The organism is Bacillus sp. TE9106W (assembly GCF_054062215.1).
In genome coordinates this window covers 145655-167979 of the sequence record NZ_JBSSFA010000001.1, presented here as the reverse complement: position 1 = coordinate 167979, position 22325 = coordinate 145655, and the positions used below count along the sequence as shown (strand labels likewise).

Below are 22325 nucleotides of genomic sequence, written 5' to 3'. Positions count from 1 at the left end.
TGTCTACCCATTCCTTAATATGAGTTTTTAGAAAATTTACTCTTTTATATTGTACATGTTTTAAAAATGATTGTCGAGATAGCATCCTTTCTTTTCCTAAGAGAAAAAAATGTTGTATCATTGAAAGTAAGTTTAATAATTGGAGGAGATTTTCATATGAAATGGATACAAATGCCGTTAGGCCCATTACAAACAAATGCTTATATTTTAAAGAATGATCAAAATGAGTGTGTCATCTTCGATCCTGGTCATGAAGGAGAGAAGCTCGTTACATATTTACAAGAAGAGCAATTAAAGCCACTGGCTGTTTTATTAACACATGCTCACTTTGATCATATTGGCGCTGTTGATGCGGTAAGAGAAGCTTTTCATATTCCTGTGTACGTACATAAAGAAGAAGAAGATTGGTTAGGTGATGCAACTGTAAATGGTTCTCAAATTTTTATGATGAATCGCAGCATGACAGCAAAACCAGCAGATCATATTATTGATGCAGAAGGTACATTAGCAATTGGTTCATTTAATTTTGAAATTTTTGAGACGCCAGGACATTCTCCAGGTAGTATTTCTTATTATTGTAAAGAGGCGAATGCTGTATTTTCTGGAGATGTATTGTTCCAAATGAGCATCGGAAGAACAGATTTACCTGGTGGAAGTTTTGCTGAATTGATTGGAAGTATTGAAGAGAAATTATTTGTATTACCTGATGAAACAGCGGTGCTATGTGGACATGGTCCAGAAACAAGCATTGGTTTTGAAAAAGAAAATAATCCATTTTTACAGTAAGGAGCTAGTATGGGGATGGAGCTCATTTTAAAAGAATGGATGGAAAAAGAAAAGGATTATTCAATTTCATACAGTACATATATGAAACTCGCATTATACGCAGAGGAACATGGATACTACATGAAAGAACGTGAAAAAATAGGAAGACAAGGGGATTTTTTTACAAGTAGCAACGTATCTTCTGCTTTTGCAAAAACCTTTGCTAAGTTTTTTGTTCGTCTTGTTGAAAATGGTGAAGTTGCTCCGAATATTTGTGAGATTGGTGGGGGAACAGGAAGGTTTGCCTATGATGTTTTACAAGAATGGAAGCAATTATCACCGAAAACCTTTATTAATTTAAACTATTCGATGATTGAAATGAGCCCTTTTCATAGAAAATTACAGCAGAAAAGTCTTTGTTCGTTTTCTAACGTGTCATACTATACGTCGCATAGTGAAATGGGAGAATCATTCGAAGGGATTCTTTTTTCAAATGAGTTATTTGATGCATTTCCTGTTGAAGTAATTGAGAAGAGAAATGGAATATTGTATGAAGTACGTGTTACGTACACAGAGGAAGGGAAACTTGCGGAAGTATGTAGGCCGGTACATAAAAGAATTGGTCGATACTTATTGAAATATAATATTCATCTTGCTGAAGGCCAGCGTTTTGAAGTACCGATTGCGATGGAAGAATTTATAAAAGAAATTGCGAAATGGTTTCAACGAGGTGTATGTATTACAGTTGATTATGGATATACAAAAGAAGAATGGATGCATCCTGCACATCAAGAAGGAAGTTTACGAGGATATTACGAGCATAAGTTAATTCGTAATCCTTTAGCGCATCCAGGTGAGATGGATCTTACTACTCATATTCATTGGGACGAATTGAAAGAGATGTTTAGTCTGCAAGGTATGAATACGGTATGGCATAAGAAACAATCTGAGTTTTTGTTAGCAGCAGGGATACTAGATCAGCTTACAGATCACCAAGATAGGAATCCTTTTTCTGAAACTCAAAAACAAAATCGTGCAGTTCGTTCTATGATTTTGAATGGAGGATTAGGGAGTGCATTTGATGTTGTTATACATACGAAACATATGCAACAGTTACACTTGGATCGGTATTTGAAAATATAAAAAAACAAGACACAGCATAGTTCTGTGTCTTGTTTTTTAATACGACTTATGTAGCATCATATATTTCCTCTCATGATATATATTTATATTAAAGATATGAGATAAAAAATATAAAATACGTCCTTTTTCTCTGTTTATGAGTCCCTAACCCAATAATACGCGAACGAGTTGAATAATTGTCTCGTTTTCTACTTTGTAATAAATTTCCAAACCTTTTCTTTCGCTTGAAACGATTTTAGCACTTTTTAACTTTGCTAAATGCTGTGAAATTGTAGATTGTGGCATGTTTAAGCCAGTGTACATTGTAGAAACGTTGCTTGGACCACGTTCAATTAATCCTTTTACAATACATAAGCGAACAGGATGAGCAAGTACTTTCAATAATTCTGCATTGCTTTCATATAGTTCTATTTCTTTTTGAAAGGTTTCTAACATGTTTTTTTCCACCTCCGTGTGAGCTGTTATACCATACTATACATACCAAAAAATTAAAGAAAAGAAAACAGTTGTTGCAGAAAAACATTCCTAAAGTAAAGAAATTGTAAGAAAAGAGACCCTGATGTAAATAAAGTAGATGATTTAGCACGGTTTTGTAAAATGACATTTTTAGGTGAAAATTTCGATGCATTTTAAAAATTGAAAGATATAGATATATTTGTAACACAATTTTATCATGATTTTCTTATTCTTTCAAATGAATATACAAAATTTTTAAAATAATATGAAAAAGGAATTGTGATGTTATATATAGAATATAAAACAGGTTAAAAAGAAAAGAAGCTGAATGTAATCAGCTTCTTTATGGTGAAAATGAAATGTTTGAATATAGCTGATAAATCTTAGAATTACCAAGATATTAGTTATGTATTCTAGATTTCATCTTTTATCAATTTTAAAAATCTGTTGTTCCATATATTTTCATAAAAATCAATTGTCTCTTTTGCGGACATAAATGGATTATTTAACGTAGACGTTGCTTTCTGTACCATGAAGTTTTCGTACCCTAGTCCATGGGCAAATTTAATCGTAGCATCCATGCAGTACTCTGTTTGGGCACCACAAAATTCAATACGCTGTACAGATAATTGGTCTAAAATTTCTATTAAGTTAGTTTTAAAAAACGAATTTGCATGTGTTTTTCTTATAAAAAAATCTTGTTCTTGAACATCTAGATCAGCATGAATAGCCCAAAGTTCTTTTTCGGGTACTAAATCATCATCACAATGTTGAACAAAAATGATTGGTTTATTTAATTTTCTGTATGAAGAAATTCTTTTATTTACTTTTGTAAGTAAGTTTTTTAAATCGAATAAATGTTCTTCGCTATAACATACTCCATTTTGTAAATCGATAACGATTAAAATATCACAAGTATTCATTATTTTTCCCCTTTTATCCCTTAATATATCAATAAATCCATTACCTTGAAATAGAAGATATACTTTTATTTTTTGTGAACTATGTAAAAAGAAGATATGAAAACTTAATTTCATATCTTCTGTTCATTCTATGCATTTACAGGTTCTTCTACATAAGAAAGGGCATTTTCAAAGTCGGATATTAAATCATCAACATTTTCAAGGCCGACGGATAAACGAAGTAATGAATTGGAAATACCTCTTTCATCACGAGCTTTTTGTGACAGTGCTGCATGTGACATTTTAGCCGGATAGGAAAGAATTGATTCGACAGCCCCTAAACTAACCGCAAAGACAGGTAATTTTACTTTTGATAAAAAGTGGCGGAGTGCATCTTCTGATTGTAAAGTGAAGGATAGGACAGCTCCGGCCGATGTTGCTTGAGATTGTTGAATATCAAATCCAAGATGTGTTTGTAAGCCAGGATAATAGACATTTTGAATTTTACTGTGCTCTTGTAAATACTGTGCAATTTTATTGGCATTCGCAGCTGAATGCTCAAGACGTACATGCAATGTTTTTAAACCGCGAAGTACGAGAGAGCAATCTTGAGGTCCTAAAATGGCGCCGAATGCATTTTGTAAAAATCCAAGTTTTTGAGCAAGTTCGGCATCTTTTACGACCGCTAATCCAGCAGTAACATCACTGTGACCAGCAATGAACTTTGTAGCGCTATGAAGAACGACATCTGCGCCGAGATCAAGTGGTTTCTGGAATAGTGGTGTCAAAAATGTATTATCAACAAAAGTAAGAGCGCCAATAGATTTTGCAAGTGTAGAAACAGCACGAATATCTGTTACTTTTAAAAGCGGGTTAGAAGGTGTTTCTACATAAAAGAGCTTTGTATTTTGTTTTATATTTTGCTTGATTTCTTCTAGATTGGTCATATCAACAAATGTATGTGATACACCGTAACGGGAGAGAACTTCAGTTATTATTCGATAAGTCCCTCCGTATACGTCTTCTGAAATGAGTACGTGATCACCTTGTGAAAGAAGGAGGAATGCAGTAGAAATCGCTGCAATTCCTGATGCGAAGGCAAACCCTTTTGTTCCGCCTTCTAATAAAGCGATAATATCTTCAAGCGCTTCGCGAGTTGGATTACCAGAGCGGCTATAGTCATATTTCCCGAACGTATCTACATCAAATTGGTGGAATGTTGATGTATTATAAATGGGAACGTTAACAGCTCCTGTTTGTGAGTCATGTTTATATTGGTTGTGTAGTAAGAGTGTATCTATAGAATAACTCATATTCTTACACCTTCTTTTACAAGTTTAATGGCTTGCTGTAAGTCTTGAATTAAATCGTTACTATTTTCAATGCCAACAGAAAATCGAAGAAGACGATTACATACACCGTTTGCTGTTCTGATTTCTTCAGGAATATCAGCGTGTGTTTGTGTTGCTGGATATGTCATTAAACTTTCAACACCACCAAGACTTTCGGCGAATGTAATTAAGGATAAAGATTGTAAGAATGGATTAATCCATGTTTCATCTTTAAGACGAAATGAGATCATGCCGCCTCTTCCAGGATAAAATACATCTGTCACCCCGTCCTCATCATTTAAATAAGCAACAACTGCTTTTGCATTTTCTTCATGTTGTCTCATGCGAAGCGCTAACGTTTTCATACCACGGATTAATAGCCATGAGTCAAATGGACTTAAGACCGCACCTGATGCATTATGATAATGGGCGATTTCCTCACAAAGTTCCTTTCCTTTTGCAACGACAAGTCCGCTTAGTACATCGTTATGTCCTCCTAAATATTTTGTTGCGCTATGAAGTACAATGTCAGCACCTTCTGTTAATGGCTGCTGTATATAAGGCGTGTAGAATGTATTGTCTACAATAAGAAGTAGTCCGTGTCTTTTTGCTACAGTTGCGACAGCGGCAATATCAGTAACTTGCATTAATGGATTTGTCGGGGTTTCTATGAAAATAGCTTTCGTTTCAGTTGTGATAGCTTGCTCAATTTGTTTAATAGATTGTGTATTTACGTATCTACATCGAACATTCCACTTTTTTTCGTGCTCAGAAAATAATCGATAAGTGCCCCCGTATAAATCTTCGGATACAATAAGTTCATCTCCGGAGCGGAATAGGGAAAGGACAAGGAGCACAGCTGCCATACCGGAACTACAGGCATAACCTTGTTCGCCGTATTCTAAGTCTGCGATTGCCTGTTCTAATAGGCCGCGAGTTGGATTTCCAGTTCGTGAATAGTCAAATCCAGTAGATTTACCAATTCCTTCGTGACGATAAGCAGTTGAAAAGTAAACAGGCGGATTAACAGTTCCTGTTGTAGTTTCACTCCGGTTTCCGATTTGCGCTAGTTTTGTTTCGATAGTTGACATGTGAAAATTCCTCCTTTTTAAATTGAAGCAGTAGTTGAATATAAAATAAAAAAAGCCTTCTAAGAAGAAGGCTTTCGGTTTGAATAGAGTCTTCTTCTCATCTGTCAAATCTTTCACAATTTGCTGGAATTAGCACCTTATTAACAAATGTTAATGGTTGCTGAGGCGTCATAGGGCCAGTCCCTCTACCTCTCTAGATAAGAATGTTCGTATGAAATTTTATTATGGTTTTAACTTTACAACAAAAGATAATTGAATTGCAACTTTATTTTAAATAATTTTTATTTTTCCGCAAGTGTCATTGACTTTTGCATTTGTGCGTGCTAAATTTATTAAAAAATTAACAAACATTGTTAAAAGGGGAACGCATTTCCTTTTAGCTACATAAATAAAATAATAAAGACAACTCTTATTGAGAGCGGTGGAGGGAAAGGCCCTGTGAAACCCGGCAACCTTCAAACGAAATGTTTGAAACGGTGCTAATACCTGCAAAACGAATGTTTTGCATAATAAGAGGAGGAACAATTATGTCCCCCTCTTCAAAGTGAAGAGGGGGTTTTTATATTGATAGAAATGAGGGAGATTTGTGAAATTACTAGATTTATTGTCAAAAGGAATTGTAATAGGTGATGGTGCGGTTGGAACATTATTACATTCACACGGTTTGCAAAGTAGTTTTGAAGAATTGAATATATCTGATCCAGATTTAATTATATCGATTCATAAGCAATATGTAGCTGCTGGGGCAGATGTAATTCAAACAAATACGTACGGAGCAAATGAAGCGAAATTACGTATGTATGGTTTAGAAAATCAAGTTACTGAAATTAATAGAGCCGCAGTAAAACTGGCGAAAGCATCTGTTACAGACAGAAATGCAATTTTAGGAACAATAGGTGGTATGAAACATATCGGAGCGGTTACGACAACTGATATGGAGCGAGAATTTATGTTGCTGGAACAAGCAAGTGCATTATTAGAAGAACAGGTTGATGGACTGTTATTAGAGACTTTTTATGATGAGTTTGAATTACTTCATGCTGTTCAGGTGTTACGAAAAGAAACGAATATTCCAATTGTAGCGCAATTAGCGTTACATGAGGCAGGTACGACTCAAAATGGAAATGATGTAAATGAAATATTAAAACAGCTTTTAGATTACGGTGCAAATGTTGTTGGATTGAACTGCCAACTAGGGCCACTTCATATGACGGAAGCTTTTAAAATGATATCGATTCCGAAAAATGGTTACTTGTCAGCGTATCCAAATGCAGGTCTCCCAAATTATGTGGAGGGACGTTATGTATACGAGGGGAGTCCAGCTTATTTCGAAGCGATGACACCGAAATTTATTGAGCAAGGTATTCGGTTATTGGGTGGTTGTTGTGGCACGACTCCAGAACATATTGAAAGTATGAAACGTGCGACTCTAAATGTTACACCTGTAATAGAAAAAGATACGATTCAAAGACCGAAAGTAGTTCATACACACGAGAAACGTTCAAAAGCTCATGTCACTTTAGCAGAGAAAGCAAAAAAACAAACGACAGTAGTAGTAGAATTAGATCCACCGAAAACGTTAGATACGCAGCGATTTTTTGAAGGCGCAAGAGCATTGAAAAGAGCTGGAGCAGATGCTATTACTCTAGCAGATAATTCATTAGCATCGCCTCGTATCTCAAATATGGCAATGGGAGCATTATTAACGAAGCACGATATTCCGGTATTGACGCATTTAACGTGTAGAGACCATAACGTCATCGGACTACAATCTCACTTGCTAGGCTTGTCAGCGTTAGGTATGGAAGAAGTATTAGCTTTAACTGGTGATCCAGCACGCGTTGGTGATTTTCCAGGTGCCACTTCTGTATATGATTTATCCTCTATTGAGCTCATTAAAATGATTAAAGAAATGAACGATGGGCGTTCTATTTTAGGGAAATCGATAGGTCCAGCAACAAGGTTTTCAGTAGGCGGCGCGTTTAATCCGCATGTAAGACATTTAAAAGCAGCGGTTAAGCGAATGGAACGGAAAATAGATGCTGGAGCGGAATATTTCTTAACGCAGCCGATTTATGACATTGCGTTAATCGAAGAAGTGTACGAAGCGACGAAGCATTTGGAACAACCTATTTTTATTGGAATTATGCCATTAATAAGTAAACGGAATGCAGATTTTCTTCATTTTGAGGTGCCAGGTATTACGCTACCGGAAGCCGTAAGGGAGAGGATGGATGGTCATGAAACGAAAGAGGCGGCAATTGAGGAAGGAATTCGTATTTCACAAGAGTTGATTGATGAGACGATGAAATATTTTAACGGTATTTATCTTATTACACCATTTCTAAAATATGAAATTACAGAACATCTTGTTAAATATGTGAGAGAAAAGCAAGAAGTGAAAGAAGGTATTAATTGATGAAATGTATAGAAGAAAAATTACAAAATAACATCTTACTATTAGATGGTGCAATGGGAACGATGATCCAGCAAGAGGACTTAACTGCGGAAGATTTCGGAGGGGAAGAGTATGAAGGTTGTAATGAGTATTTAGTAGAAACAAGACCAGATGTTATTTTAAAGATTCATAAAGCTTACATTGAAGCTGGAGCGGATATTATTGAAACGAATACATTTGGGGCGACAAATATTGTACTAAGTGATTATGAGTTATCTCATTTAGACGAAGAGCTAAATGAGAAGGCAGCGCGTTTAGCGAAGCAAGCAGTCAAAGAAAGTGGGAAGGAAGTATATGTTGCCGGAGCAATGGGACCGACAACGAAAGCGATTAGTGTTACTGGTGGTGTAACGTTTGAAGAATTAATTGAAGCTTATACACGGCAAGCAAGAGGATTGTTGAAAGGAGAAGTTGATGTATTACTAGTTGAGACGAGTCAAGATATGCGTAACGTGAAGGCTGCTTATATTGGAATTCAAGCAGCCTTTGACGAACTAAAAAAAATTGTACCTATCATGATTTCGGGAACGATTGAACCGATGGGAACGACTCTGGCTGGGCAAACAATTGAGGCTTTTTACTTATCGGTAGAACATATGAAGCCATTATCTGTTGGATTAAACTGTGCGACTGGTCCGGAGTTTATGAGAGATCATATTCGTTCACTATCTGATTTGTCGGAGTGTTACATTTCTTGTTATCCAAATGCAGGTCTTCCTGATGAAGATGGACATTATCATGAATCTCCATCTTCTCTCGCTGAAAAAGTGAAGCGATTTGCTGAAGAAGGATGGGTTAATATTATCGGTGGTTGTTGTGGCACAACACCAGAACATATAAAAGCAATGAAAGAAGCACTAGCATCCCTAAAGCCTCGTGAACATCATGAACGAGAAGGTCATGGAGTTAGTGGATTAGAGGCACTGCAATATGATGACTCTATGAGACCATTATTTGTTGGTGAAAGAACAAACGTTATTGGATCACGTAAATTTAAACGATTAGTAGCAGAAGGGAAATTTGAAGAGGCTGCTGAAGTCGCAAGAGCGCAAGTGAAGAAAAATGCTCATATTATTGATATTTGTATGGCAGACCCGGACCGGGATGAAATAGAAGATATGGAAAACTTCTTGGCAGAAGTTACGAAAGTGTTAAAAGTACCGATTATGATTGACTCAACAGATGAACATGTGATGGAGCGAGCTCTTACTTATATTCAAGGGAAAGCTGTTATTAATTCAATTAATTTAGAAGATGGAGAAGAACGATTTATAAAAGTGACGCCGCTTCTTCAGAAATATGGTGCCGCTATTGTTGTAGGAACAATTGATGAAGACGGTATGGCAGTAAGTGCAGAAAGAAAACTCGAAATTGCGAAAAGAAGTTATGAGTTATTGACGACGAAATATGGTATACGCCCGTCAGATATTATTTTTGATGCACTCGTGTTTCCTGTAGGGACAGGGGATGAAGAATATATTGGCTCGGCGGCAGCGACAATAGAAGGGATTCGTCTTATTAAAGAAGCATTGCCAGAATGTTTAACGATTTTAGGCGTAAGTAACATATCATTTGGTTTACCACCAGCTGGCCGCGAAGTATTAAATTCGGTCTTCTTATACCATGCAACGAAAGCAGGATTAGACTACGCGATTGTGAATACGGAAAAATTAGAGCGCTATGCGTCAATTCCTGATGAAGAAAAACGGCTTGCAGATGCATTACTTTTTGAAACGACGCAAGAGACGCTAGAAGAATTTACAAATTTTTATCGCGTGGCAAAAAAGAAAGATGTTGTTGTCCAAGAAACATTAACTCTTGATGAAAGGCTAGCTAATTACATTGTAGAAGGGACAAAACAAGGGTTACACGAAGATTTAAGCCTCGCGCTTACAGAAGGAAGAAAACCTTTGGATATTATTAATGGCCCACTTATGACAGGGATGGATGAGGTAGGACGATTATTTAATAATAATGAGCTAATCGTTGCTGAAGTATTGCAAAGTGCTGAAAGTATGAAAGCTGCTGTAAGTTATTTAGAGCCACATATGGAATCTAGCGATAGTGCAAAAAAAGGGAAAGTATTATTAGCAACTGTTAAAGGTGACGTACATGATATTGGGAAAAACCTCGTTGAAATTATTTTAGCGAATAACGGATATGAGATTATTAATTTAGGAATCAATGTTCGCTCGGATCGAATTGTTCAAGAAGTACAAGAAAAGAAGCCTGATATTATAGGTCTTTCTGGTTTATTAGTAAAATCGGCTCAACAAATGGTAACGACTGCAGAAGATTTAAAAGCTGCGGATATTGATATTCCAATTGTTGTAGGCGGAGCAGCGCTAACGAGAAAGTTTACAGATAATCGCATTTCGCCATCTTATAAAGGGCTCGTATGTTATGCAAGTGATGCGATGACGGGGCTGGATATTATTAATAAGCTTCAAAAAGAAGAAGAGCGTGAGAAGATGAAGCAGGATAAAAAAGAACGTCATCTTCATATCGTAACAAAAGAAGAGAAGAAAGTAGAAATTCCAGCAGTAATTGAGCCATTACCAAAATCAGAGGTTATGGTACCTGATTCAACGAAGCGAGTTGTATTACGAGATGTTCCCGCCCTTCATCTCGCACCATTTCTGAATAGACAAATGCTTCTTGGACATCACCTTGGATTAAAAGGAAGCGTGAAGAAGCTTTTGAAAGAGGGAGATAAAAGAGCACATGAATTAAATGATTTAATAGATGAATTATTGCAGGAAGGACAATCTTGGTTAAAACCGAAAGCGGTGTATCAATTTTTCCCAGCGCAAAGTGACGGACAAAACATTGTAATATATGATCCAGAAGATCATACGCGTGTTATAGAGCGTTTCACATTCCCAAGGCAAGGAAGGGCTCCATATCGTACTTTAGGTGATTATTTACGACCAATTGGAGATGAGATGGACTATGTTGCTTTCCTATCTGTTACGGTTGGAGAAGGCGTTCGGGACATTGCTGAAGAGTGGAAGGCGAAAGGTGATTATTTACGCAGTCATGCCATTCAATCGTTAGCGCTTGAACTAGCAGAAGGACTTGCTGAAAAAACACATATGCTTATTCGTGATCGCTGGGGTATTCCAGATTCACCAGAATTGACGATGGAAGAACGTTTCCGTACGAAATATAGAGGGATACGCGTGTCCTTCGGTTATCCAGCATGTCCAGAACTTGCGGATCAAGAAAAGTTATTTCGACTTATTCATCCAGAAGAAATAGGTATTTCATTAACGGAAGGGTTTATGATGGAACCAGAAGCATCTGTAACGGCTATGGTATTTTCTCACCCCGAGGCAAGATATTTTAGTGTATTATAGTCTAGAAGGGGGAGACGTATGAAAAAAATAGTCTTTACAGGTGGCGGTTCGGCAGGGCATGTAACACCTAATTTAGCCATTATTCCATATTTAAAGGAAGACAACTGGGACATTTCTTATATTGGTTCTCATCAAGGAATTGAGAAGACGATTATAGAAAAGGAAGATATTCCGTACTATAGTATTGCGAGTGGAAAGCTACGCCGTTATTTTGATTTAAAAAATATAAAAGATCCTTTTCTTGTGATGAAGGGTGTTATGGACGCGTATGTAAGGATTCGAAAACTAAAACCAGATGTGATTTTTTCAAAAGGTGGTTTCGTATCTGTACCAGTCGTAATAGGCGGGTGGCTAAATAGAGTACCAGTTTTATTACATGAGTCTGATATGACGCCAGGACTAGCAAACAAAATTGCGCTCCGTTTCGCTTCAAAAATATTTGTTACATTTGAAGAAGCTGCGAAACATTTACCGAAAGAAAAAGTAATTTATACAGGGTCTCCTGTACGTGAAGAAGTACTAAAGGGAAATCGTGAAAAAGCTTTAGCGTTTTTAGGTTTTTCACGTAAAAAGCCAGTTATTACAATTATGGGAGGAAGTTTGGGCGCAAAAAAAATTAACGAAACGGTTCGAGAAGCGTTACCAGAACTTCTGAAAAAATATCAAATTGTTCACCTTTGTGGAAAAGGTAATCTTGATGATAGTTTACAAAATAAAGAAGGATATAGACAATTTGAATATGTACACGGGGAACTGCCGGATATATTAGCGATAACAGATTTTGTTATTTCACGTGCGGGGTCCAACGCTATTTTTGAGTTTTTAACATTGCAAAAGCCGATGATTCTAATTCCGCTATCGAAATTTGCAAGTCGTGGAGACCAAATATTAAATGCAGAATCATTTGAAAGGCAAGGATATGCCTCTGTACTGTATGAAGAAGATGTGACTGTCAATTCTCTTATAAAGCATGTTGAAGAGTTATCTCATAATAATGAGGCATATAAAACCGCATTAAAAAAATATAATGGAAAAGAAGCGATTCAAACAATCATTCACCATATTTCAGAGGCATGATGAAACAATCATGCCTCTTTTAGTAGGATGAAAGATTCCAAGAAACGGTGTTTTTATGTTACAATAGCAAATGGTTAGTAGGGAAATTCCAATTAATGAAGCGTGAAAATACGAATGGATTAGGAGTGACTGTGTTGGAGCTAAGTCTCTATGAAAATACTGCACTTATTATATGCTTTGTGTTGTACGTTGGTAGTGTTATTGTTTATATTTCAAGGAAATTTTCGCAAGAAAGAGAGCTTGAAAAATCAGAGATAACAGCTGAACTAGAAATGTTAGCTGATGAAAGTTATAAAAAGCAAAAAATAAAAGAAGATCATGAAGCATCCCATCATTTAAACGCAAATAAGTTTTAAAGATGGGGATTTTTTTTGAAGTCGTTTTTTATCATAGCTATAACAAGTAACGCTAAAAAGGAGTTTCCCCATACATAATGAAGGAGTGTATATAAATGAATTTTTACATTGCTTCAGGATTCCAAAATAAACAAATTGTACGCTCTATAGCGAATGAACTGAAACATGCAGGATGGCACCATACATATGATTGGACCAAAAACGAAAGAGCAGTGAATCAAGAACAATTAAGAGAAATTGGTCAGGCAGAAAAGAATGCTATTAAAGAAGCGGATGTATTTTTACTTATATTAGATGGTGGAAATGGGAGCCATACAGAGTTTGGAATGGCGATTGCACTAGAGAAAAAGATATATGTATATCATGAAGGAAATCCGCTCCAAACAACGTTCTATCATTTGCCAGAAATAAATATTTTTGAAGGAGATGCAGCAGAATTTGCATCTTATGTTATGAATCATGTGAAATAATAATAACTACCTAAAAGGTTATAAAAGTGATCTTTTGGGTACAGTGATGATAAGAAACGTATATAAAGGAGTACATAATATGAAATTAGAAAATGGATGGGAAACGAGCTTTTTAGAAGTCGTACAAAAAAGTGAATTTAAGAAAGATGCGCAGCTTAGCCAATTACTTTTTGCAGATAGTGAAGAAGTAGAAGAGCTTGTTGATGATTATGGTTATGAAGAAATCATTGACCGCGAACATGATGATGAATTGGCTGATATTTTAGGAGAAGAACTTTTTAGTAAGATGGAACGACACGTATTCTTATCTTCACAGCCAGAAGAAAAACTTATTTCATTCGTAAATGGATTAGGTTTTCATGTGTTAGATTGGATCGTTCTTCTTGAAACAGAATTTGGCATTGATAGTGCCCACTTTACGTCGGACGCCGTGAAAATGTTAGAAAAGCGCTTTAAACAATTTCCATACATAGAAGATAAGACAATTTTTAATATGACATTTGGAGAAGCAATGGATGTATTAGAGTCCATTACAGGATTACAACTAAAGGAAAAGATGAACATATAATGTAAAAAAAGAACGTGATCACCTCACGTTCTTTTTTTACATTATAATAATTTTATCATCTAGTTTTGTTTGTCCGCTAAGAAGTGCGTTTAAATATTCCACTTTTCTTATGCAGGCTTGTATATGTCTTTCAACCTCTTGTAACTCTGCTTGATGATGCGTTTCAATAGGATGAATTTGTACGTTGAATTTTTCAAATTGACTACTATATGTTATTTCTGCATAGCCGCTCATAATATCGGTTTCGTTATGAAATAAAAATTGTTTCGTTTTGTCACAGAATGATACATTCTGAAAGCCATATACTTTTAATGCTTCAATTACTTTTTTTATCATTTTTGTATTCATTTTTTTTAACCCTCTTTACGAAGTTCTACTTATACATTATAACATAAAAAATTACATAGAAAGCGCTTCCAAGTGTATTTTATTATAAACTTTACGTTTCAATCACAAAAATGAAACAAAGAAAAAATAATTGTAAAGAAGGAAGGACTCTTTTATTGTTTCGTCATATATATAGAGAAATAGTGCAATGAAAGGAAATTTTCCGAGGTGGAGATTGTATTTCCAATTTGAGCGCAGTAAAAGAGGTGAAAATCTTGAACTTTGATATTGTAGGACAAAAAGCATATATAAAAGATGGAGCGCATCGGAACCGAATTGGAATTGTAAAGAAAAACGAGACAAAATTAGAATCGCAGTTTGCTATTGTAATTGGAGAACAAAGTATTGATGTAGAGCTCAAAGATATCGTGTTAGTTGGAGTAGATGTAGGACAATTTCATAAATGGTGCGAACAAAATGGTTATTTGTGAAAAGGACGGGCTGTGAGATAATGAAATATATTTGAGGAAAGAGAATATGTTATTGTATTCTCTTTTTCTATGTGTAAGGAGATGGAAATGAAGTATAAAGAACGGGATTTTACATTGGAGTTAAAAGAGAAGATTCAATGCATGGAGAAGGAAACAGAGAGAATATCATTTAAACTTTTTAAAGATTATTCACATTTGTACATAGAAAAAAACATGGAATTATTTATAGAACTCATCAGAGATAAAGAAGATCCTTTTGAAACAGGATATTCTTCATCCATTTCGATAGCTGTATTAGATGAAGAAGGAGAGATGATTGAATTTTATACAGTTCCTATCTGGGAATGTTGTAGTTATTTTTTAGGAGTACCGCTTCAAATAAGGTTTTGGGGAAGTAAGTTAAGTGGTGAACTTGTTGATGAATCTTATTGTGAGATAGAGGAGGAGTTAAAGGAGCGGTTGGAAGAATTTTTACAGTTTGCAGGTGAGGAATAATAGTTAATCTGTAGTTTATAATTAATAGTTATTAAAAAAATGAAAAACGGTGTAATTTCTTTATATCTATACATAGTGTTTGAAACAATATGTTATGCTTTATGTATAAAAGATAAAGAGGAAGATGAAAAGAACTAAAAAAGGACGCTAACAGTTTTTGTTAGCGTCCTTTTCATTATGAAGCAATTTCACCAGTTTTTGTATCATCTTGATTGTACGTATCTTGATCTAATTCACCAAGCCATTTGCTTGAAATAAGACCTGCTGTCATAGAACCACTTACGTTAAGAGCTGTACGACCCATATCGATTAATGGTTCAACTGAGATAACAAGAGCGACAATACCGATTGGTAAGTTCATAGTAGATAGTACGATTAACGCTGCGAATGTTGCACCGCCACCAACGCCGGCAACACCAAATGAGCTAATTGCAACGACAGCGATTAAAGTTAAAATAAATTGTGGTTGTAATGGATCAATTCCTACAGTTGGAGCGACCATCATTGCAAGCATTGCTGGATAAATACCTGCGCAACCGTTTTGCCCGATAGATACTCCAAATGAGGCTGCGAAGTTTGCAATCCCTTCAGAAATACCAAGTTTTTCTTTTTGAGCTTCAATATTTAATGGCATTGCACCAGCACTAGAGCGAGATGTGAATGCAAATGTTAATACAGGGAACACCTTTTTCAAATATTGAATTGGATTTAAACCAGATAGAGCAATTAATAATAAGTGGATAACGAACATTACGATAAGTGCCACGTAAGACGCTAACACGAAGTTACCAAGTTTTAAAATAGCATTTATATCGCTACCAGCAACTGTTTTTGCCATAAGAGCTAATACGCCGTATGGAGTAAGACGTAAAATTAATGTTACCATACGCATTACAATTGCATATACAGCATCAAGCATCTTCTTAAATAGCTCTGCTTGTTCTGGATATTTTCGTTTTACACCTATAAAGGCGATACCGATAAATGCTGCAAATATTACAACAGAAATTGTTGAAGTTGGACGAGCACCTGTTAAATCAAGAAATGGATTTGTAGGTAACAGCTCTAATAATTTATCTGGAATTGTTGTCTTCTCAATAGAAGTAAATCTTTCTTCAACTAGCTTCAGACGAGCAGATTCTGCATCACCTTGTTGCAAGCCTGTTGCGGATACATCAAATCCTGCACTTGCAGCGATACCGACAGCTGCAGCAATTCCTGTAGTAAGAATTAAAATTCCGATAATAAGACCACTAATTTTACCAAGATTTTTCGTTAACTGTAATTTTGTAAATGCTGAAATGATAGATACTAAAATAAGTGGCATAACGATCATTTGAAGTAATTTCACATAACCGCTACCAATTAAGCCAAACCAAGTATTTGATTCAATAATGACTTTAGAAGTAGGCTCATAAATAAATTGTAATATAAGACCGAAGATAATTCCGATTCCTAAAGCAGTAAATACACGTTTATTAAAAGATACATGCTTACGTTGCATATAATATAATACGCCAACTAAAATGAGCATGACTGCAACGTTAATTCCGACAAGCAGTGTATTCATGATGATTCCCCCTAATTCCAATCTGTTATATAGAATATAAATCAATAAAACCTATAAGTCAACTAGGTAATTCCGGAATTAAAAAAAAGATGGCAAAATGCCACCTTTTAATGTCCAGCCCCTGGGACATGTAAGAACGTCGTGTAGTATGTAAATCCTATGAAGAAAACAGTCAAATATGCCCCGAATACGTATATATACATACGCTCTGTTAATTTTAAATAGCTTAAAAGTACGAAGAATCCTGTTTGTCCTAAAAATAGTAGTGCAGTCGAATGCATATCCCCTACGTAAAACATAACCGAGAAAATTCCAGTCCAAAAGCCGAGAACGCGAAACATGCGCTCCATGCCATCTCCCTCCTTTTCTAAAAAAAGTAAACCTCACTTCATTATAGTTTATTTTTCTTACTATTGTAAATATTCGTTCATATAAAAAGAAGCCAATTATCATTGGCTTCTTTTTATATGAATAATTAAATTGTTAGTTTATAATTACAAGATTTACATCCATCTAGTAGACTATCATTTCGTGTTAATTCCGTGTTAGGGAATAGGATTTCAAAAATCCCTTTCATCATATCTCCGTGCATGTTACAAATTTCAGTTGGGTGATGAACAGCAACTTCTTTAAATGGACAATTGTGTACATCATAGAAAATTTTTGTTCCATCTGCACTTAATTCAAATGCAGGTGATAAGCCAGCTGTTGAAAAGGCTTCCTTTGCAATTTGAACTTTTTGCTCCACTGTTAAAGCATCTTCACTCACATTTAAGCGCTGCATATGTTGTTGCATTAATTCGGCTCCGAATTGTTTCCCTGTTTCGTATAGCGCTTTTTCACCAGCAGCTCCAAGGCTAAGTAAAGAATTAAACGCTATTCTTGCTAACAATTGATAGTCACGGAATGGAAATTGTAACTGGATAACATCATCAGATAATACATATAATCTGCTTGGTCTTCCGCCTTTTCCTGTTTTCTTTGTTTCCGATTTCAGCATATGAACATCTTCTAATTTAGATAAATGTAAACGTGCTACGTTTGGATGAATGTCAAACTCATCTGCAATTTCTTGTACAGTTACGTAACTATGTTTTTGAGAAATATATTTATAAATGTAATAACGAGTTGGGTCAGATAATACACCAGTAATTTTTAAAGCTTGTTCCATGAGGATCTCCACCTTTATCACTTTATCCAAGATAATAACATTATAATACAGATAAACATGAGTATAGGTAATTTCAGACAATAATTCAGAAATTGTTCATAATTTCACAAACATATTTTTCCTTTTTAATCTAGTGAAAATACAAAAATGCCGATTTTTCTTATGAATTTTTTCATGCTATATACATAGTGGGGAGGGAAAAATGATGAATGGAATTGAAAGCTTTGCGAATATGATTTTGAAAGAAGCGTGCAGGGTAAAAGCGTCGGACTTACATATTGTACCCCGGCAGAAGGATGTAGTGGTTCAGCTGCGTATAGGAAAAGATTTAATGACGAAATACTGTATTGAAAAGGAATTTGGAGAAAAACTTGTTTCACACTTTAAATTTTTAGCATCTATGGATATAGGGGAGAGGCGGAAGCCACAAAATGGTTCACTGTATTTACAAATGGATGGACAAGAAGTGTATTTGCGCCTTTCCACGCTTCCAACCGTATACCAAGAAAGTCTCGTTATTCGTCTTCATTTACAAGCATCTATTCAGCCGTTATCTCATCTTTCGTTATTTCCAAGTACAGCGAAGAAACTACTTTCTTTTTTACGTTATTCTCATGGATTACTCGTATTTACTGGACCGACTGGTTCAGGGAAGACAACAACAATGTATGCATTATTAGAGGTAATTAGAAAAAAGAAAACACGTCGCATCGTTACACTGGAAGATCCAGTTGAAAAAAGAAATGACGATGTATTACAAATTCAAATAAATGAAAAAGCAGGTATCACATATGAGGCTGGACTAAAGGCTATTTTGCGTCATGATCCAGATGTTATTTTAGTCGGTGAAATTCGTGATGAAGAAACAGCGAAAATTGCTATAAGAGCAAGTTTGACTGGCCATTTAGTAATGACGACATTGCATACGAATGATGCGAGAGGGGCGATACTTCGGTTCATGGATTTTGGCATAACGAGGCAAGAAATCGAACAATCTTTATTAGCTATAGCTGCACAGCGACTTGTCGAATTAAAGTGTCCGTTTTGCAAAAGAAAGTGCTCAACTTTATGCAAATCAATGAGGCAAGTAAGGCAAGCGAGTATTTATGAGTTGTTATATGGATATGAGTTAAAACAAGCGATTAAAGAAGCAAACGGGGAATGTGTCACATACAAGCACGAAACATTACAATCTTCGATACGAAAAGGATACGCTTTAGGTTTTTTAGAAGAAGATGTTTATGTTTAAGGAAATATGGAGTTTAAGTGATCAAGTCATATTACTGAAAAGATTAGGAGAACTATTAGAAAAAGGATACTCCCTTTTGCAGGCATTAGAATTTTTACGGTTTCAATTACCTTTAGAAAAGAAAGTACAATTGCAGCGCATGATTGATGGGTTGAAAGATGGGAAAAGTTTACATGACTCTTTTCATCAATTAAAGTTCCATCAGGAGATGTTAAGCTATTTATTTTATGCTGAGCAGCATGGTGATATTTCTTTTGCCTTGCAACAAGGGAGTGCACTTCTTTATAAAAAGGATAAGTATAGGAAAGATATGATAAAAATAATGCAGTATCCTATGTTTTTAGCGATTTTTTTAATAATCATGATTTTGATTTTTAACCGTATTTTATTACCACAGGTTGATATGGTATATAGTTCATTTGGTTCTACAGCACCGTTATTCACAGAACAAATATTAAGTACAATTAAGTTACTCCCCTACCTTATTATTAGTACTCTTTTTATCATTATGATTGTATGTGGTGTATATATAGTTTACTTTCGGAAACTCCCACATATGAAGCAGGTGAAAATTATACTTCGTATCCCCCTCGTAAAAACATTTCTTATTTTAAAGCATTCGCATTATTTCGCCACTCAATTGAGCGGTTTATTACACGGTGGATTATCAGTACTTGAGGCTCTAACAATAATGATGGAGCAAAAATATCATCCGTTCTTTCAATATGAAGCGGGTCGAATTGAACGCCAATTAATTGCGGGAGAACCGTTGCAATCTATTATTGCTAAAAGCGGATATTATGAGGAAGAACTTTCTTATATTATTACACATGGACAAGCAAACGGTAATTTGGCGATTGAATTAGGTGACTATAGCGATCTTATTATGGAAAAGATGGAGCAAAAAATAAAACGTATGTTGGTGATTATTCAACCGATTTTATTTACGTGTATTGGAGGAATAGTTGTTCTTATGTATTTAGCCATGATTATGCCAATGTTTCAAATGATGAATTCTATATAGGAGGCATTTACATGCAGAATGAGGAAGGGTTTACCCTTTTAGAAATGTTATTAGTTATGGTCGTCATAACTGTATTATTACTATTAATTATTCCTAATGTAGTTACGCAGCGTTCATCCGTCGAAGGAAAAGGATGTAAAGCCTATGTGAAATCTATAGAAGCGCAAGTACAAGTATACCAACTACAACATAATAAAATTCCTACACTAAAAGAGTTAAGTGATGAAAAATATATTACAGCTGATAAGTGTCCGAATGGTGAATCTATTCATATTTCCAATGATGGAACAGTAACAAGTGGGAAACTGTGAAGCAAAAAGGTTTTACACTTTTAGAAATGCTACTCGTTTTATTTGCAATTTCTGTACTAAGTATGGTCACGTATTTTAATGTACATTCATTATATGAAAAACAAAAAATCGAACAATTTTTAAGACAGTTTTCAAATGATATTTTGTATATGCAACAATTAGCGATAAACCGTCAAAAACACTATACATTACGATGGCATAAAGATAGACATATGTATTATATAGGGGAATCGAGTACGGATCTTTCTATCATTAAAAGAGAATATGATAGCGATATACAATTGGATTTGAATACTTTTCCAAATCCGATGACATATAATCCGAGTGGAAATATTAATAGAGGTGGCACGATTTTACTTTCGTATCGAAGTTATAAATATGAGATTGTATTCCAGCTTGGAAGAGGGAGATTTACGTATCGTGAAATGTCAAAAAGGGTCAGTGATGGCTGAAATGATTGTAGCATTAAGTACATTAATGATGGTGGTATCTTTACTACTTCCACAAATAGTATTGGTTATGCAAGAACGAAAAAACATACAACTTCGTTATAAGGCATTTGTATTATTAAAAAAAGAAGCAGCTTTATATATGTATGAGAATGAGGCAAAACAGCAGAAAGAAAAAGTCATAAACGGAAATGTATATTACACATATTGGGGAGGAAATGAAGTTTGCGTCATGTGGAAAGATGTGAAAGGCAGAATGATGGAACAATGCTTTTATGCAGGAGAAAAAATAAATTAGAAGCTGGGTTTACATTAATAGAAATGATCGTTTGTTTTTTTCTGTTATCACTGTTCTTTGTACTCTTCCCACGTTTACATTTTATCGGAATGGAAAATAAACAATTGAAAGGATTAAATGATTGGGAGTGGGATGTGTTTTTAGGGCAAGTACAATTAGAGTTTCGTGAAGTATCATTTGTAGAAAAAATAGTTCCTGAAAATAGAGAGAGTATGTTGCGCTTCCGTCTTCGCACTGGAGATGAAGTGACGTATGAAAAATTGAATAATCATCTTATAAGAAAAGTGAACATGCGTGGAAGAGAAGTTATATTACAAAATGTTGAAAGAGTTTCGTATGAAGTAACGCCTCATTTGCTCTTTATAAATGTGAAAGATAGGAGCGGGATAATATATGAAGGTGTAGCTATAAGGTATAGCGAAATGGAAATAAATATATGAGAAAACAAGATGGATTTACGATGCCAGGAACAATCATTTTTCTGGTATTATTAACTTCGTTCTTTGTATACGAAACGAATATGTTGCTTATAGATAAAAAATTTTATACTGAAATAGAGCAAAAGTTTGTACTGGAGGAACTACTAAATCGATCTATTACAAATATAAAAAAAGACTTAAAGGAAAAAGAAAAGGAAGATACTTTTTTCTTTCCATATGAAAAGGGGGAAGCAAGTGGAAATTACGTTTTTGAAAACGATGTTATTCTCGTTTCATTACAGTGTAAAATCAAGCAGGAAGTTTTCTATAAAGTAAGCTTTCGATATAGAAAAAAGGATGAGAAAATATTCGATTGGATAGAAGGATAGTATGTGAAATATACGGATAAAAAACCATGATTTCTCATTTGGAAATAGGCTGTTTTTTGAAAGAAAATGGATAAATAAAACAATTAAAAGTTTAAATTTTCTCAAAAAAGAGAAAGGTAGAAAGAATATGATATATTCATGCTATCCAATCATTAT

The 22325-nt window shown here is 35.0% G+C and carries 25 protein-coding genes and 2 riboswitches; of the genes, 17 read left to right on the top strand and 8 right to left on the bottom strand.

Going from position 1 to position 22325, the window contains the following annotated elements:
* Positions 1 to 156: 156 nt before the first annotated feature.
* Together ACVWY7_RS01000 and ACVWY7_RS00995 are read left to right on the top strand one after the other, a co-directional pair.
* Positions 157 to 786: an MBL fold metallo-hydrolase gene (locus ACVWY7_RS01000; RefSeq protein ID WP_000871222.1), complete on the top strand. Its 630-nt coding sequence runs from the start codon at positions 157 to 159 to the stop codon at positions 784 to 786.
* Between the two features lie 9 nt (positions 787 to 795).
* Positions 796 to 1908, top strand: a complete 1113-nt coding sequence (locus ACVWY7_RS00995) for a class I SAM-dependent methyltransferase (RefSeq protein WP_033681995.1) — start codon at positions 796 to 798, stop codon at positions 1906 to 1908.
* Positions 1909 to 2052: 144 nt separating this feature from the next.
* Here the strand turns inward: ACVWY7_RS00995 and ACVWY7_RS00990 are convergent, their stop codons facing one another.
* The 4 genes from ACVWY7_RS00990 to metI all read right to left on the bottom strand — a co-directional run bounded on the left by ACVWY7_RS00990 (position 2053) and on the right by metI (position 5688).
* A complete protein-coding gene (locus tag ACVWY7_RS00990; RefSeq protein WP_000894375.1) occupies positions 2053 to 2343 on the bottom strand; it encodes an ArsR/SmtB family transcription factor in 291 nt (96 codons plus the stop codon).
* A gap of 434 nt (positions 2344 to 2777) precedes the next feature.
* A complete protein-coding gene (locus ACVWY7_RS00985; RefSeq protein ID WP_001090571.1) occupies positions 2778 to 3287 on the bottom strand; it encodes a cysteine hydrolase family protein in 510 nt (169 codons plus the stop codon).
* Positions 3288 to 3415: 128 nt separating this feature from the next.
* Entirely contained in the window at positions 3416 to 4579 is a 1164-nt protein-coding gene (gene metC, locus ACVWY7_RS00980) for a cystathionine beta-lyase (RefSeq protein ID WP_000122283.1), read from the bottom strand.
* Positions 4576 to 5688: a cystathionine gamma-synthase/O-acetylhomoserine thiolyase gene (gene metI / locus ACVWY7_RS00975; protein WP_000103891.1), complete on the bottom strand. Its 1113-nt coding sequence runs from the start codon at positions 5686 to 5688 to the stop codon at positions 4576 to 4578. Before metI ends, metC begins: the two co-directional genes overlap by 4 nt.
* 94 nt (positions 5689 to 5782) lie before the next feature.
* Positions 5783 to 5892, bottom strand: a riboswitch (SAM riboswitch).
* A 202-nt stretch (positions 5893 to 6094) separates the two neighbouring features.
* Positions 6095 to 6204, top strand: a riboswitch (SAM riboswitch).
* 70 nt (positions 6205 to 6274) lie between these two features.
* On the opposite strand from metI, the gene ACVWY7_RS00970 reads away from it, so the two are divergent.
* The 6 genes from ACVWY7_RS00970 to ACVWY7_RS00945 all read left to right on the top strand — a co-directional run bounded on the left by ACVWY7_RS00970 (position 6275) and on the right by ACVWY7_RS00945 (position 13976).
* Positions 6275 to 8107 (top strand): bifunctional homocysteine S-methyltransferase/methylenetetrahydrofolate reductase, encoded by a 1833-nt coding sequence (locus ACVWY7_RS00970; protein WP_000770331.1) that lies wholly within the window; start codon positions 6275 to 6277, stop codon positions 8105 to 8107.
* Positions 8107 to 11505: a methionine synthase gene (gene metH / locus ACVWY7_RS00965; RefSeq protein ID WP_073525042.1), complete on the top strand. Its 3399-nt coding sequence runs from the start codon at positions 8107 to 8109 to the stop codon at positions 11503 to 11505. Before ACVWY7_RS00970 ends, metH begins: the two co-directional genes overlap by 1 nt.
* 18 nt (positions 11506 to 11523) lie before the next feature.
* On the top strand, positions 11524 to 12582 hold the full coding sequence (gene murG / locus ACVWY7_RS00960) for an undecaprenyldiphospho-muramoylpentapeptide beta-N-acetylglucosaminyltransferase (protein WP_073525041.1): 1059 nt from the start codon (positions 11524 to 11526) through the stop codon (positions 12580 to 12582).
* Between the two features lie 95 nt (positions 12583 to 12677).
* Entirely contained in the window at positions 12678 to 12938 is a 261-nt protein-coding gene (locus ACVWY7_RS00955; RefSeq protein ID WP_000817964.1) for a DUF3966 domain-containing protein, read from the top strand.
* A gap of 95 nt (positions 12939 to 13033) precedes the next feature.
* The gene (locus tag ACVWY7_RS00950) at positions 13034 to 13408 is read left to right on the top strand and encodes a nucleoside 2-deoxyribosyltransferase (protein WP_001012352.1); all 375 of its coding nucleotides are present in this window, start codon (positions 13034 to 13036) and stop codon (positions 13406 to 13408) included.
* A gap of 79 nt (positions 13409 to 13487) precedes the next feature.
* Entirely contained in the window at positions 13488 to 13976 is a 489-nt protein-coding gene (locus ACVWY7_RS00945) for a hypothetical protein (protein ID WP_000764248.1), read from the top strand.
* Between the two features lie 36 nt (positions 13977 to 14012).
* On the opposite strand, the gene ACVWY7_RS00940 is transcribed toward ACVWY7_RS00945, so the two are convergent.
* Positions 14013 to 14324 carry a hypothetical protein gene (locus ACVWY7_RS00940; RefSeq protein ID WP_001093243.1) on the bottom strand — a complete coding sequence of 104 codons (312 nt, stop codon included), beginning with the start codon at positions 14322 to 14324 and terminating at the stop codon, positions 14013 to 14015.
* 254 nt (positions 14325 to 14578) lie between these two features.
* On the opposite strand from ACVWY7_RS00940, the gene ACVWY7_RS00935 reads away from it, so the two are divergent.
* Together ACVWY7_RS00935 and ACVWY7_RS00930 are read left to right on the top strand one after the other, a co-directional pair.
* Positions 14579 to 14794 (top strand): DUF3912 family protein, encoded by a 216-nt coding sequence (locus ACVWY7_RS00935; protein WP_001008320.1) that lies wholly within the window; start codon positions 14579 to 14581, stop codon positions 14792 to 14794.
* 87 nt (positions 14795 to 14881) lie between these two features.
* On the top strand, positions 14882 to 15289 hold the full coding sequence (locus ACVWY7_RS00930; RefSeq protein ID WP_073525039.1) for a hypothetical protein: 408 nt from the start codon (positions 14882 to 14884) through the stop codon (positions 15287 to 15289).
* 175 nt (positions 15290 to 15464) lie between these two features.
* Here the strand turns inward: ACVWY7_RS00930 and ACVWY7_RS00925 are convergent, their stop codons facing one another.
* The 3 genes from ACVWY7_RS00925 to ACVWY7_RS00915 form a co-directional block, all read right to left on the bottom strand.
* Positions 15465 to 16859 carry an L-cystine transporter gene (locus ACVWY7_RS00925; RefSeq protein ID WP_001094329.1) on the bottom strand — a complete coding sequence of 465 codons (1395 nt, stop codon included), beginning with the start codon at positions 16857 to 16859 and terminating at the stop codon, positions 15465 to 15467.
* Positions 16860 to 16966: 107 nt separating this feature from the next.
* Positions 16967 to 17209, bottom strand: a complete 243-nt coding sequence (locus tag ACVWY7_RS00920) for a DUF2626 domain-containing protein (RefSeq protein WP_000440711.1) — start codon at positions 17207 to 17209, stop codon at positions 16967 to 16969.
* Positions 17210 to 17334: 125 nt separating this feature from the next.
* Complete coding sequence (locus tag ACVWY7_RS00915) at positions 17335 to 18030, bottom strand: helix-turn-helix transcriptional regulator (protein WP_000434117.1); 696 nt, start codon at positions 18028 to 18030, stop codon at positions 17335 to 17337.
* A gap of 205 nt (positions 18031 to 18235) precedes the next feature.
* Here ACVWY7_RS00915 and comGA point away from each other — a divergent pair, with 205 nt between their 5' ends.
* Genes comGA through comGG form a run of 7 tightly spaced genes read left to right on the top strand, consistent with a single transcriptional unit; the run spans position 18236 to position 22169 of the window.
* Positions 18236 to 19279: a competence protein ComGA gene (gene comGA, locus ACVWY7_RS00910; protein WP_001013191.1), complete on the top strand. Its 1044-nt coding sequence runs from the start codon at positions 18236 to 18238 to the stop codon at positions 19277 to 19279.
* A complete protein-coding gene (gene comGB, locus ACVWY7_RS00905) occupies positions 19272 to 20303 on the top strand; it encodes a comG operon protein ComGB (RefSeq protein WP_000471908.1) in 1032 nt (343 codons plus the stop codon). The genes comGA and comGB overlap by 8 nt, the downstream gene beginning before the upstream one ends.
* Before the next feature lie 11 nt (positions 20304 to 20314).
* Complete coding sequence (comGC, locus tag ACVWY7_RS00900; protein ID WP_001178696.1) at positions 20315 to 20614, top strand: comG operon protein ComGC; 300 nt, start codon at positions 20315 to 20317, stop codon at positions 20612 to 20614.
* The gene (gene comGD, locus ACVWY7_RS00895; protein WP_000810395.1) at positions 20611 to 21066 is read left to right on the top strand and encodes a comG operon protein ComGD; all 456 of its coding nucleotides are present in this window, start codon (positions 20611 to 20613) and stop codon (positions 21064 to 21066) included. Before comGC ends, comGD begins: the two co-directional genes overlap by 4 nt.
* Entirely contained in the window at positions 21059 to 21361 is a 303-nt protein-coding gene (gene comGE, locus ACVWY7_RS00890; RefSeq protein WP_139242328.1) for a competence type IV pilus minor pilin ComGE, read from the top strand. The genes comGD and comGE overlap by 8 nt, the downstream gene beginning before the upstream one ends.
* Positions 21331 to 21801, top strand: coding sequence for a competence type IV pilus minor pilin ComGF (gene comGF, locus ACVWY7_RS00885; protein WP_000923094.1), 471 nt, complete (start codon positions 21331 to 21333; stop codon positions 21799 to 21801). Before comGE ends, comGF begins: the two co-directional genes overlap by 31 nt.
* A complete protein-coding gene (gene comGG / locus ACVWY7_RS00880; RefSeq protein WP_001231191.1) occupies positions 21798 to 22169 on the top strand; it encodes a competence type IV pilus minor pilin ComGG in 372 nt (123 codons plus the stop codon). The genes comGF and comGG overlap by 4 nt, the downstream gene beginning before the upstream one ends.
* Positions 22170 to 22325 lie beyond the last annotated feature (156 nt).